The 12,614-nt window shown below is 70.7% G+C and carries 11 protein-coding genes; 6 read left to right on the top strand and 5 right to left on the bottom strand.

What is annotated here, in order from left to right; translation table 11 throughout:
- Nucleotides 1–146: 146 nt before the first annotated feature.
- The 5 genes from ACIRS1_RS07990 to rpmH all read right to left on the bottom strand — a co-directional run bounded on the left by ACIRS1_RS07990 (nt 147) and on the right by rpmH (nt 2,866).
- Nucleotides 147–677, bottom strand: coding sequence for a R3H domain-containing nucleic acid-binding protein (locus ACIRS1_RS07990; RefSeq protein ID WP_360212864.1), 531 nt, complete (start codon nt 675–677; stop codon nt 147–149).
- A 67-nt stretch (nt 678–744) separates the two neighbouring features.
- Nucleotides 745–1,917 (bottom strand): membrane protein insertase YidC, encoded by a 1,173-nt coding sequence (gene yidC, locus ACIRS1_RS07985; RefSeq protein ID WP_402837802.1) that lies wholly within the window; start codon nt 1,915–1,917, stop codon nt 745–747.
- A complete protein-coding gene (yidD, locus tag ACIRS1_RS07980; RefSeq protein ID WP_360212868.1) occupies nt 1,914–2,285 on the bottom strand; it encodes a membrane protein insertion efficiency factor YidD in 372 nt (123 codons plus the stop codon). Before yidD ends, yidC begins: the two co-directional genes overlap by 4 nt.
- Nucleotides 2,282–2,710 (bottom strand): ribonuclease P protein component, encoded by a 429-nt coding sequence (gene rnpA, locus ACIRS1_RS07975; protein ID WP_360212870.1) that lies wholly within the window; start codon nt 2,708–2,710, stop codon nt 2,282–2,284. Before rnpA ends, yidD begins: the two co-directional genes overlap by 4 nt.
- Nucleotides 2,711–2,728: 18 nt before the next feature.
- Nucleotides 2,729–2,866 carry a 50S ribosomal protein L34 gene (gene rpmH / locus ACIRS1_RS07970; RefSeq protein ID WP_030059672.1) on the bottom strand — a complete coding sequence of 46 codons (138 nt, stop codon included), beginning with the start codon at nt 2,864–2,866 and terminating at the stop codon, nt 2,729–2,731.
- A 461-nt stretch (nt 2,867–3,327) separates the two neighbouring features.
- Here rpmH and dnaA point away from each other — a divergent pair, with 461 nt between their 5' ends.
- The 6 genes from dnaA to gyrB all read left to right on the top strand — a co-directional run bounded on the left by dnaA (nt 3,328) and on the right by gyrB (nt 12,551).
- Nucleotides 3,328–5,208: a chromosomal replication initiator protein DnaA gene (dnaA, locus tag ACIRS1_RS07965; protein WP_402837800.1), complete on the top strand. Its 1,881-nt coding sequence runs from the start codon at nt 3,328–3,330 to the stop codon at nt 5,206–5,208.
- Nucleotides 5,209–6,148: 940 nt separating this feature from the next.
- The gene (dnaN, locus tag ACIRS1_RS07960; RefSeq protein ID WP_360212874.1) at nt 6,149–7,279 is read left to right on the top strand and encodes a DNA polymerase III subunit beta; all 1,131 of its coding nucleotides are present in this window, start codon (nt 6,149–6,151) and stop codon (nt 7,277–7,279) included.
- Nucleotides 7,280–7,448: 169 nt separating this feature from the next.
- Nucleotides 7,449–8,324: a phosphogluconate dehydrogenase (NAD(+)-dependent, decarboxylating) gene (gnd, locus tag ACIRS1_RS07955; RefSeq protein ID WP_360212876.1), complete on the top strand. Its 876-nt coding sequence runs from the start codon at nt 7,449–7,451 to the stop codon at nt 8,322–8,324.
- A gap of 72 nt (nt 8,325–8,396) precedes the next feature.
- Entirely contained in the window at nt 8,397–9,530 is a 1,134-nt protein-coding gene (recF, locus tag ACIRS1_RS07950; protein WP_402837797.1) for a DNA replication/repair protein RecF, read from the top strand.
- A gap of 205 nt (nt 9,531–9,735) precedes the next feature.
- Nucleotides 9,736–10,278, top strand: a complete 543-nt coding sequence (locus tag ACIRS1_RS07945; RefSeq protein WP_360212880.1) for a DciA family protein — start codon at nt 9,736–9,738, stop codon at nt 10,276–10,278.
- Nucleotides 10,279–10,535: 257 nt separating this feature from the next.
- Nucleotides 10,536–12,551 carry a DNA topoisomerase (ATP-hydrolyzing) subunit B gene (gene gyrB, locus ACIRS1_RS07940; protein WP_402837795.1) on the top strand — a complete coding sequence of 672 codons (2,016 nt, stop codon included), beginning with the start codon at nt 10,536–10,538 and terminating at the stop codon, nt 12,549–12,551.
- The last annotated feature ends 63 nt before the right edge of the window (nt 12,552–12,614 follow it).

Below are 12,614 nucleotides of genomic sequence, written 5' to 3'. Positions count from 1 at the left end.
CCCGCTCTCCACACCGTTTCACGTGAAACATCTCGCGCCGGGCCCGGGCCCCGCGAAGGGACGACGACCCCGCCCGCACGAGGCGGACGGGGTCGCGTCCGGTGAACCCACCGGCCGCCTCGGCGGCCGGTCGTCGTGCCGCCGGCTCAGGCCGGGAGCACGACCACGCACCGCTGGGGCTCCTCGCCCTCGGACTCGCTGCGCAGACCCGCCGCGGCGACCGCGTCGTGGACGACCTTGCGCTCGAACGGCGTCATCGGCCGCAGCTTGACCTGCTCGCCCGTGCTCTTCGCCTGCTCGGCGGCCTGAGCGCCGATCGTGGCCAGCTCGGACCGCTTGCGGGCCCGGAAGCCGGCAATGTCCAGCATGAGGCGGCTGCGCTCGCCGGTCTCCCGGTGGACAGCCAACCGGGTCAGCTCCTGCAGCGCCTCCAGCACCTCGCCGTCCTGGCCGACCAGGCGCTGCAGCGCGCGGTCGTTGCCGTCACCGACGATGGAGACCAGGGCGCGGTCGCCCTCGACGTCCATGTCGATGTCACCGTCGAGGTCGGCGATGTCGAGCAGACCCTCCAGGTAGTCCGCCGCGATGTCGCCCTCCTGCTCCAGTCGGGCGATGAGGTTCTCGTCGGCGCTGGCGGCGGCCTCGGCCTCGACGGCGGAGGTGGTGCCTTCCGTCACTGATGGACTCCTTCGGAGATGGGCCCGGGTAGGTGGGCCGGGGACGAAGCTCTGCGTGCGGTCCGGGTCAGGACTTCTTCTTCGGCCGCTGGCCGCCACCGCGCTTCGGCTGCTGCCGGGCGCCCTGCTGGCGGCCGGCTGCCGGCTTGGCACCGCCGGACTTGGCCGTGCCCTGCTGGGCGGGCGCCGGCTCGGCGGCCGCGTCGGCCGGAACGGCGTCCGCGGGCTCCTCGGCCGGGGCGTCCTTGGTCAGGTCGGCGGCCGGCTGGTGGCCGCCCTGCTGGCGCTGCGCCTTGGTCTGCTTGCGGGGCTGCTGGCGGCGGGCCTGGGCGGACTCCTCCACCACCGCGGCCGCGGCCGAGGCGGCGCTGACGGCGGCCTTCGACGGGGGCAGCATGCCCCAGAGCGCGCCCTTGATCTCCGTGCCGTCCGGGTTGAGCCGGCCGGCCTTCTTCAGCCGCTCCTGGCGCTCGGCCCACGCCTTGCTGCCCGGGGTCGGGTTGTTGTGGATGACGATCAGCTGCTGGCCCATGGACCAGACGTTGGTGGTCAGCCAGTAGACCAGGACACCGACGGGGAAGTTGATGCCCATCACGGCGAACATGATCGGGAAGACGTACATCAGCATCTTCTGCTGCTGCATGAACGGCGTCTTCACCGTGAGGTCGACGTTCTTGGTCATCAGCTGGCGCTGGGTGATGAACTGCGACAGCGACATCAGGATGATCATCACCGCGGTGACGATCTTGACGCTGGTCTCCGTGCTGCCCAGGAAGGTCGCGGACAGCGGGGCGCCGAAGATGTGCGCCTTGCCGGCGCTCACCAGCAGGTCGCCGTGGATGACGCCGATCGGCTCGTTCTTCGCGACCTTGGCGAGCACACCGTAGAGGGCGGTGAAGAACGGCGCCTGGACGATGATGGGAAGGCAGCTGGAGAACGGGTTGGTACCCGCCTCCTTGTACAGCTTCATCATCTCTTCGGACTGGCGCTGCCGGTCGTTCTTGTAGCGCTCCTGGATGGCCTTCATCTTCGGCTGGATCGCCTGCATGGCCCGGGTCGCCTTGATCTGCTTCACGAAGAGCGGGATCAGGCAGATCCGGATGACGACCACCATCGAGGCGATGGCCAGACCCCAGGCCCAGCCACCGTCCGGATCGAAGATGTGGCTGTACAGCGAGTGGAACTGGACGATGATCCAGGACACCGCTGTGTACAGGGGATTCAGGAAGGAGAAGGTCACCGGTCAGGCTCCTTGGACATGTGGATTGGCCCCTCGGGGCCAATGGTCGCCGGGCCCTCGGGGTCCGGACCGGCGGGGGTGGTGGTCACCGGCTGTCCGGTGGCGGACCGGCTGTTCAGCCAGTCTCGCAGCCGCCGGTGCCACACCGGATGCCTGCGCGGCGGGACGTGATCGACCCCACCGGGCGTCCACGGATTGCAACGCAGGATGCGCCAGGCGGTCAGACCGCCGCCCTTGACCGCCCCGTGCACCTTCACGGCCTCGTAGCCGTAGTGCGAGCAGGAGGGGTAGTAACGGCAGACCGGACCGAGCAGTGGGCTGATGGTCCACTGGTAGACCCTGATCAGACCCATCAGCAGGTACTTCATCGCCCTGCTCCCGTCGGCGCCGTCATGGCGGGCTCCGCCTTCAGCAACCGCTTCAGCGCCGCGTCCAGGTCACGTTCGAGGTCCTGGTACGAGGCGGTCGCGGCCTGGGGCAGCGCACGCACCACTATCAGGCTACCGGCGGGCAGCCTGATGAGACGATCACGAACGAGGTGCCGCAGCCGGCGCTTGACCAGGTTGCGGACGACCGCCGGGCCGACGGCCTTGCTCACGACGAAACCCGCACGCGCCGAAGGAGTCCCCTCGGCGACGTGCGGGCGGGAGTCGCTGGTCCGGTCGACCTGCCCCTTGGGGTCACCGTCTCTGCTGAGATGGACGACCAGAAGGGGCCGGCCGGCCCGGCGACCGCGTTTCACTGCGGTCGCGAAGTCCTGGCGCCGCCGCAGCCGATTCTCGGAGGGCAGCACAACAGACTCTGGTGCGGATCAGGCGGACAGGCTGGCGCGGCCCTTGCCACGGCGGGCGGCCAGGATGGCGCGGCCGGCGCGGGTACGCATACGCAGCCGGAAGCCGTGGGTCTTCGCGCGACGACGGTTGTTCGGCTGGAAGGTGCGCTTGCTCACTCGGGGGCTCCTGAGGTGAATCGTAGGATGACGGGGAATCGCTTGGCCGTCACCGTGCGTCCGCGTGATCTCCCCTGATTCGGAAATCCGGCCCCATCACCCCAGTTCGGCTGGGGTTCGGGGCAATCCACGGCGCCCGTGCTGCGCGCCTTATGGAGCGGGTGGACCCGCGGACATGCGGCAGCGGCCATCGACAACTCGACCTGGTTACGGTACGCGGGACGGGGCACGGGGGTCAAACCGGCCCCGGGGCGCGGCCAGCTCCGACGCACCCCCGCCCCCCTTTGCCCACAGCCTGTGGACAACGACTTGATCCGGCTCTGTTCGCTGACTACCGTTGCAGGACTTGTCTGGTTTGTTCTTCCTGGGGTCGGTCCGCCGGAGACGGGCCCGCCGATCCACTGTCTCCTGATCCACCACCCCCCTGCTGGAGCCGCGGGGAACCGAGAAAGCGTGCACCAGTGGCTGATGTCAACAGCGACCTCGTCCCGGTCTGGGCGAGGGTCGTCGAGCGGCTGGTCAGCGACCCTGACGTCGGGGAGATGGACAAGCAGTGGGTGCAGCGCACCCAGCCGATGTGGATGATGCACGACACCGCCCTGCTGGCGACCCCGAACGAGCGGGCCAAGCAGGTGCTGGAGGGCCGGCTGCTGCCGCAGCTCACCGAGGCCCTCAGCCGCGAGCTCAGCCGTCCGGTCCGGATCGCCGTGATGGTCGACGCCAACGCCGTGCCGACCACCCCCGCGCCGCCCGCCCAGGCCCCGGCCGAGCCGTACCCCGGCCCGTCCGCGGAGGACGAGGACGACGGCGGCTACGACGGCCAGGGCTACCAGCAGCCCTACGAGCAGGACTACGAGCGGCCCCGCTACGACACCGGCGGCTACGAGCAGCGCCCCGCGCCCTACGGCGGCCCGGGCCCCGGCCCGGCCTGGTCCGGCTACCCCGAGCAGGGCGGCTACCAGGACCAGAACGGGTACCAGGAGCAGGGCGGCGGCTACCCCGAGCACGGGTACCAGGAGCAGCCGCCCGGTTACCGCCAGCCCGAGGAGCCGACGGGCCGGCCCGCACCCCGCCCGCTGCCCGGCCCGCCCGCGACCACCCAGGGCGACCTGTTCGGCGGCGCCTACGGCCCCGGCCCGAACGAGCAGCCCCGGGCCGGCGCCGGTCGCCGGGGCCCGGGGGCCCGCCCGGCCGGCGGCCGCCCCGCGGAGAAGTCCGCGCCGGAGCGCGCCACCGAGCGCCCCGCCGTCCCCGGCGTGCCCGCCCCGCCCGGCGCTCCCCCGGCCGGCGGCTCGCGCAAGGACGAGCCGGCCGCCCGGCTGAACCCCAAGTACCTGTTCGACACCTTCGTGATCGGCGCGAGCAACCGCTTCGCGCACGCCGCGGCGGTGGCGGTCGCCGAGGCCCCGGCCAAGGCGTACAACCCGCTCTTCATCTACGGCGAGTCCGGGCTGGGCAAGACCCACCTGCTGCACGCCATCGGGCACTACTCGCGCAGCCTCTTCCCGGGGACCCGGGTGCGCTACGTGTCCTCGGAGGAGTTCACCAACGAGTTCATCAACTCGATCCGGGACGGCAAGGCGGACACCTTCCGCCGCCGCTACCGGGACATGGACATCCTGCTGGTGGACGACGTCCAGTTCCTGGCGAGCAAGGAGTCCACGCAGGAGGAGTTCTTCCACACCTTCAACACCCTGCACAACGCGAACAAGCAGATCGTCCTCTCCTCGGACCGGCCGCCCAAGCTGCTGACCACGCTGGAGGACCGGCTGCGCAACCGCTTCGAGTGGGGTCTGATCACCGACGTCACCCCGCCGGAACTGGAGACCCGGATCGCGATCCTGCGCAAGAAGGCGATCCAGGAGCAACTCAACGCGCCGGCCGACGTGTTGGAGTTCATCGCGTCCCGGATCACCCGCAACATCCGGGAGTTGGAGGGCGCCCTGATCCGGGTCACCGCCTTCGCCAACCTCAACCGGGCGCCGGTGGACCTGGAGTTGGCCGGGATCGTCCTCAAGGACCTGATCCCGGGCGGGGACGAGGACGCCGGGCCGGAGATCACCGCGCAGGTCATCATGCAGCAGACCGCCGCGTACTTCGGACTCGGCGTGGACGACCTCTGCGGTTCCTCGCGAAGCCGGGTGCTGGTGACCGCGCGGCAGATCGCGATGTACCTGTGCCGGGAGCTGACCGACCTCTCGCTGCCGAAGATCGGTGCCCAGTTCGGCGGCCGCGACCACACCACGGTGATGCACGCCGACCGCAAGATCCGCTCGCTGATGGCCGAGCGCCGGTCGATCTACAACCAGGTCACCGAGCTGACCAACCGCATCAAGAGCTAGCCGGGGCCGGCCGCCGGCCACCCCCGGGAAAGGGCGTCAGGATCGCTCCTGACGCCCTTTCCGCATATCCACAGGTGTGCACCGGGCACCGGCTGGGCAGGGTTGTGCACGACGGACGCTCCACCAGTCCACAGCCAGCGCCGAACATCTGACCGGTGATTCGAAAACCGGGCCCGCGCAGGGCAGTTGTCCACAGGGTGGGAGCCGTACCCGTGGTCCACAGGCCGGGGAGTCCGAAGTTATCCAGAATTCGTCCACAGCTCCGTCACCGCTACGCTCTTCCGCGCAGGTCAGGTGCCTGTGGACTTGTGCACAACGGTTATCCACAGGGTGTGGACAATTGACGGGCCGCCAGTGGGCCGTTCGGGTTATCCACCGGTTGTCCCCAGGGGCACCCCGGTTATCCCCAGGTTGTCCACAGCGCGATCCACAGTTCGACAACCGTGGGGCTCCGTTCATACCCTGGTGTGAAAGGCGTCACGTGAAGTTGACCGAGGCCCGTGGATAACCGGGCCCGGATCTGGGGAAAGCCCTGGGGATAACCTGTGGATACCCAACGTGCCCTGTGGGTAACGCTCCGCTGTCCACAGCGGGCCCTGTCCGTCCACAGCCGCCGTCCACACGCACTGTGGACAAAAAACGGGCCTTGACCTGCGGAAACGGGGTTATCCACGGTTTCCACAGGCCCTACTACTACCACTACACATTTAGACCCATCGACTCGCTTGAAAGTGGGTGGGCCCCGAATCTGTGGACAACCGCGCCCCGACATCTGTTCGGGTTGCTTCCGCCCGTCTGCCCCGTCTGTCGGCGGAGTACGTCAGACTGTCCTCGGCGACTGGAAGCGGAGTGGCAGAGCTCGGCGGACAGCCAGACCGACGATCAAGATCAGACGAACCAGAGTGCGAGCGGGAGCGCTCGATCCAGGAGGCGGTTACCGGTGAAGTTCCGGGTGGAGCGTGACGTCCTCGCGGAGGCGGTGGCCTGGGCTGCCCGCAGCCTCCCGGCACGGCCGCCGGTGCCGGTGCTGGCCGGCCTGCTGCTGACGGCGCAGGACGGCAGCCTGGCGCTGTCCGGCTTCGACTACGAGGTCTCGGCCCGGGTCGAGCTGGAGGCGGACATCGAGGAGGCCGGCACCGTGCTGGTCTCCGGCCGCCTGCTGAACGACATCTCGCGGAACCTCCCCAACAGGCCTGTGGAGATCTCCACCGACGGCCAGCGGGTCAGCGTGGTCTGCGGCAGCTCGCGCTTCACCCTCCCCACCCTCCCGGTGGACGAGTACCCGGCACTGCCCCAGATGCCCACCGCCACCGGCACCGTCTCCGGCGACGTCTTCGCCTCCGCGGTCAGCCAGGCCGCGGTGGCCGCCGGCCGTGACGACACCCTCCCGGTGCTCACCGGCGTGCGGGTCGAGATCGAGGGCGACCGGATCACCCTGGCCGCCACCGACCGCTACCGCTTCGCGGTCCGCGAGCTGCTGTGGAAGCCCGAGCAGTCGGACATCTCCGCCGTGGCCCTGGTGCCGGCGAAGACCCTGCAGGACATCGCCAAGTCCCTGGGCAGCGGCGACAACGTCTCGATCGCGCTGTCCTCGGGCGGCGCGGGCGAGGGCCTGATCGGTTTCGAGGGCGCCGGCCGCCGGACCACCACCCGGCTGCTGGAGGGCGAGTTCCCCAAGTTCCGCAGCCTCTTCCCGACCGAGTTCAGCGCCGTCGCCGCGATCCAGACGCAGCCCTTCCTGGAGGCGCTCAAGCGCGTCTCGCTGGTCGCCGAGCGCAACACCCCGGTCCGGCTCAGCTTCGAGCAGGGCGTGCTGACCCTGGAGGCGGGCTCGGGCGACGACGCCCAGGCCACCGAGCGGATCGACGCCGACCTCGAGGGCGACGACATCTCGATCGCCTTCAACCCGGGCTACCTGGAGGAGGGCCTCAAGGCCATCGACTCCGCCTACGCCCAGCTCAGCTTCACCACCCCGACCAAGCCCGCCCTGCTCAGCGGCAAGGCCTCGGTGGACGCCGAGGAGGACCGGGCGTACCAGTACCTGATCATGCCGGTCCGCCTCTCCGGCTGAGCCCCCGCGCGCGGGATCCACAGGCTGTGCACACCCGCTGTGCACAGCCTGTGGACGTCTCCCCCGGTCGGCCCGACCACCAGGAGCCGGCACCGCTCCACCGCGTAGGCTCGGGGCGTGCGGCAACGGCGCCGCCGGCAGGCACGTCACCACAGGTAAGGACTTGGTCATGGAGCTCGGCCTCATCGGTCTCGGCAAGATGGGCGGCAACATGCGCGAGCGGATCCGCCGCGCCGGCCACACCGTCATCGGCTACGACCGCAACCCGGACATCTCCGACGTCGAGAGCCTGCAGGAACTCGTCACCAAGCTCGAGGGCCCCCGGGTGGTCTGGGTGATGGTCCCGGCCGGCGCCGCCACCCAGGCGACCGTCGACGAGCTCGCCGAGCTGCTCTCCCCCGGCGACGTGGTCGTCGACGGCGGCAACTCCCGCTGGACCGACGACGTCAAGCACGCCGAGGCGCTGGCCGCCAAGGGCATCGGCTTCGTGGACTGCGGCGTCTCCGGCGGCGTCTGGGGCCTGGAGAACGGCTACGCCCTGATGTACGGCGGCGACGCCGAGCACGTGGCCAAGGTCCTGCCGGTCTTCGACGCGCTCAAGCCCGAGGGCGACTTCGGCTCGGTGCACGCGGGCGCGGTCGGCGCCGGCCACTTCGCCAAGATGGTCCACAACGGCATCGAGTACGCGATGATGCAGGCCTTCGCCGAGGGCTGGGAGCTGCTCGAGGCCGCCCCCGAGGTCACCGACGTGCGCGAGGTCTTCCGCAGCTGGCAGGAGGGCACCGTCATCCGCTCCTGGCTGCTGGACCTCGCCGTCCGCGCCCTGGACGAGGACGAGCACCTGGCCAAGCTGCGCGGCTGGGCCGCCGACTCCGGCGAGGGCCGCTGGACGGTCGAGGCCGCGATCGACCACGCGGTGCCGCTGCCGGCGATCACCGCCTCGCTGTTCGCGCGCTTCGCCTCCCGGCAGGACGACTCGCCGCAGATGAAGATGATCGCCGCGCTGCGCAACCAGTTCGGCGGCCACGCGGTCGAGTCCAAGTAAGCAGGAAACGCGCCGCCCGGGGGCCCTCCCCCGGGCGGGCACGTCCACAGAAGGCGAGCGCAGTCCACAGCCATGCACGTCGCGCACCTGTCGCTCGCCGACTTCCGGTCGTACACCCTGGCCGAGGTTCCCCTCGACCCGGGCGTGACGGCCTTCGTCGGTCCCAACGGCCAGGGCAAGACCAACCTGGTCGAGGCGATCGGCTACGTCGCCACCCTGGGCAGCCACCGGGTCGCCACCGACGCGCCGCTGATCCGGCTGGGCGCCGAGCGGGCGGTGATCCGCACCTCGGTGGTGGACCGCGGCCGTTCCACGCTGGTCGAGCTGGAGCTCGCCCCCGGCAAGGCCAACCGGGCCCGGATCAACCGCTCCGACAACGTCCGCCCGCGCGACGTGCTGGGCCTGCTGCGCACCGTGCTGTTCGCCCCCGAGGACCTCAGCCTCATCAAGGGCGACCCGGGCGAGCGCCGCCGCTTCCTGGACGAGCTGCTGACCGCCCGGGCCCCCCGGCTGGCCGGGGTCCGGCAGGACTACGAGCGGGTGCTCAAGCAGCGCAACGCCCTGCTGAAGACCGCCGCGATGGCCCGCCGGGCCGGCGGCGGCAAGGGCGCCGACCTCTCCACCCTGGAGGTCTGGGACGGCCACCTGGCCAGGGCCGGAGCCGAGCTGACGGCCTTCCGGATCCAGCTGGTGGCCGCGCTGCAGCCGCTGGTGACGGCCGCCTACGGGCGGCTGGCGCCCGGCGGCGGGGAGACCGCGCTGGAGTACCGCAGCTCCTTCGAGGGCGAGCTGCCGACCAGCCGGGAGCAGGCCGAGGAACAGCTGCTGGGGGCGCTGCAGGCGGTCCGGAAGCAGGAGGTCGAGCGCGGGATCACCCTGGTCGGCCCGCACCGCGACGAGCTGGTGCTCAAGCTCGGCCCGCTGCCGGCCAAGGGCTACGCCAGCCACGGGGAGTCCTGGTCGTTCGCGCTGGCGCTGCGGCTGGCCTCGTACGAGCTGCTGCGCGCCGACGGCGGGGAGCCGGTGCTGATCCTGGACGACGTGTTCGCCGAGCTGGACGCCGCCCGCCGGGACCGGCTGGCCGAGCTGGTCGCCGACGGCGAGCAGGTGCTGGTGACCGCGGCGGTCGCCGAGGACGTGCCGAAGGCGCTGGCCGGTGCCCGGTTCGCGGTCGCCGACGGCGCCGTCCGCCGGATCGACGCCTAGGACACCCGCCCGCCCGCCCGAACGCCCGAACGCCCGCCCGGGCACCCGAGCGCCCGGCCCCCTCCCCCCGTCGGGCCGCCGCCCCCGTCCGTCCGGTCCCCACCCGTCACACCCGTCCCCCGGGCCCGCGCGCTCCCGTAGGCTGGACGGCTCATCGGCGCGCGACCGCGACCGTTGTCCACAGGTTGGGGAAAAGGAGATCGCCGTGAGCGAGTCCGCGGAGCAGCGGCCCGCCGGGCCCGGTGACGCGGCGCCCACCGGCGCCGACCTCGCCCGCTCGGCGCTGCGGGCGGCCCGGGCCAACGCCCGCCAGCGCGGCGAGCAGGTGCGGGAGAAGCGCGAGGCGAAGCGGTACGGCCTGCGCAGCGGCGCCCGCTCGGACGGCCGCGACCCCGTCCCGCTGGGTGCGGCACTGAACCGGCTGCTGACCGAGCGCGGCTGGGAGTCCTCGGCCGCGGTCGGCGGAGTGATGGGCCGCTGGCCGCAGATCGTCGGCCCGGACATCGCCGCGCACTGCCACCCCTCCTCCTTCGACGACACCGCCGCGGTCCTCACCGTGCAGTGCGACTCCACCGCATGGGCCACCCAACTGCGTTGGCTGGCCAAGCAGTTGGTGGCCCGTCTGAACCACGAGCTGGGGCACGGCACGGTCCGCACCATCAAGGTCCTCGGCCCGGCGGCACCCGCTCGCGGCTACGGCCGGCTGCGGGCGCCGGGGAGCAAGGGGCCGGGCGACACCTGGGGCTGACCGGTGCCGGCCCGGCCCCGACCGGACCACGATCTTCCGGAACCCCTGACAGCCCTTCCAGGCGCTCTGGGCCCCCGGGGCGAGTATCGGGACATGTGCAGAGGGGATTCAGGGCGGCGTATCTGCCTTCAAGGGCTGCCAAACGCCCATCTCTGTCAGTCGTACCGGTAGACTGAGAGCCAAACACTGTTGCTAGTGGCAACCGAGTCGAAACGCCGTGGTCGCACGCTCGCCCGCACGGGGCGGGAATGCGGCCCGTGCTGTGCCAGAGAGGGCGCTTCGTGGCCGATTCCGGCAACCCCAGCCAGACCCCAGACCAGACCGACCAGGCTTCCTACACCGGTAGCAACATCCAGGTGCTGGAAGGCCTCGACGCCGTCCGCAAGCGCCCCGGCATGTACATCGGCTCCACCGGCGAGCGCGGCCTGCACCACCTGGTGCAGGAGGTCGTGGACAACTCCGTCGATGAGGCGATGGCGGGGTACGCCGACACCATCGACGTCACGATCATGCCCGACGGTGCGATCCGCGTCGTCGACAACGGCCGAGGCATCCCGGTGGACATCGTCCCCGGTCAGGACAAGCCCGCCGTCGAGGTCGTGCTCACGGTCCTGCACGCCGGCGGCAAGTTCGGCGGCGGCGGCTACGCGGTCTCCGGTGGTCTGCACGGCGTCGGCGTCTCCGTGGTGAACGCGCTGTCCACCCGGCTCTCCGTGGAGATCCACAAGGACGGCCACATCTGGACCCAGGACTACAAGATGGGCGCGCCGGTCGCCCCCCTGGTCAAGGGCGAGCCGACCGACCGGACGGGCACCACGGTGACCTTCTGGGCCGACGGCGACATCTTCGAGACCACCGTCTACTCCTTCGAGACGCTCTCCCGGCGCTTCCAGGAGATGGCCTTCCTCAACAAGGGCCTGTCGATCTCGCTGACCGACGAGCGCCCCGAGCACGTCGACGAGGACGGCAAGCCGCTCACCGTCACGTACAAGTACGACGGCGGCATCGCCGACTTCGTCGCCCACCTCAACTCCCGCAAGGGCGAGGTCGTCCACCCCTCGGTGATCGACTTCGAAGCCGAGGACAAGGACAAGGCGATCTCGGTGGAGGTCGCGATGCAGTGGAACTCCTCGTACACCGAGGGGGTCTACAGCTTCGCCAACACCATCCACACCCACGGCGGCGGCACCCACGAGGAGGGCTTCCGCGCCGCGCTGACCGGCCTGGTCAACCGCTACGCGCGGGACAAGAAGCTGCTCCGCGAGAAGGACGACAACCTCTCCGGCGAGGACATCCGCGAGGGCCTGACCGCGATCATCTCGGTCAAGCTCGGCGAGCCGCAGTTCGAGGGCCAGACCAAGGACAAGCTGGGCAACACCGAGGCCAAGACCTTCGTCCAGAAGGTCGTCCACGAGCAGCTCAACGACTGGCTGGACCGCAACCCCAACGAGGCCGCGGACATCATCCGCAAGTCCATCCAGGCCGCCACCGCGCGCGTCGCCGCCCGCAAGGCCCGCGACCTGACGCGCCGCAAGGGCCTGCTGGAGTCCGCCTCGCTGCCGGGCAAGCTCTCCGACTGCCAGTCCAAGGACCCGTCCGAGTGCGAGATCTTCATCGTCGAGGGTGACTCCGCCGGCGGCTCGGCCAAGCAGGGCCGCGACCCGCGCACCCAGGCCATCCTGCCGATCCGCGGCAAGATCCTGAACGTCGAGAAGGCCCGGATCGACAAGGTGCTGCAGAACACCGAGGTCCAGGCGCTGATCTCGGCCTTCGGCTGCGGCATCCAGGAGGACTACGACGACGCCAAGCTCCGCTATCACAAGATCGTCCTGATGGCGGACGCCGACGTCGACGGACAGCACATCCGCACCCTGCTGCTCACCCTGCTGTTCCGCTTCATGCGGCCGCTGGTGGAGTCCGGCTACGTGTACCTCGCCATGCCCCCGCTGTACAAGATCAAGTGGGGCAAGGACGACTTCGAGTACGCCTACTCCGACCGCGAGCGCGACGCGGTCATCGCGGCCGGCGTGGAGGCCGGGCGCCGGCTGCCCAAGGACGACGCGATCCAGCGCTTCAAGGGTCTCGGCGAGATGAACGCCGAGGAGCTCCGGGTCACCACCATGGACGCCGAGCACCGGCTGCTGCTCCAGGTCACCCTGGAGGACGCCGCCCGTGCCGACGAGCTGTTCTCCGTGCTGATGGGCGAGGACGTCGAGGCGCGCCGCTCCTTCATCCAGCGCAACGCCAAGGACGTCCGCTTCCTGGACGTGTGACGCCGCCCGACCCGGCAGCGAGCACGTACCAGTCCGCGTGAAAGGAAACTGACCACCAGTGGT

This window comes from Kitasatospora sp. NPDC101176, assembly GCF_044768035.1.
GTDB lineage: Bacteria > Actinomycetota > Actinomycetes > Streptomycetales > Streptomycetaceae > Kitasatospora.
This window is presented reverse-complemented; position numbering and strand designations above follow the sequence as displayed.

Bases quoted from the DNA above. Each gene is read 5' to 3' on its own strand.
- yidD (WP_360212868.1), bottom strand. From the start codon at position 2,285: ATGAAGTACCTGCTGATGGGTCTGATCAGGGTCTACCAGTGGACCATC.
- gnd (WP_360212876.1), top strand. From the start codon at position 7,449: ATGGAGCTCGGCCTCATCGGTCTCGGCAAGATGGGCGGCAACATGCGC.
- recF (WP_402837797.1), top strand. From the start codon at position 8,397: ATGCACGTCGCGCACCTGTCGCTCGCCGACTTCCGGTCGTACACCCTG.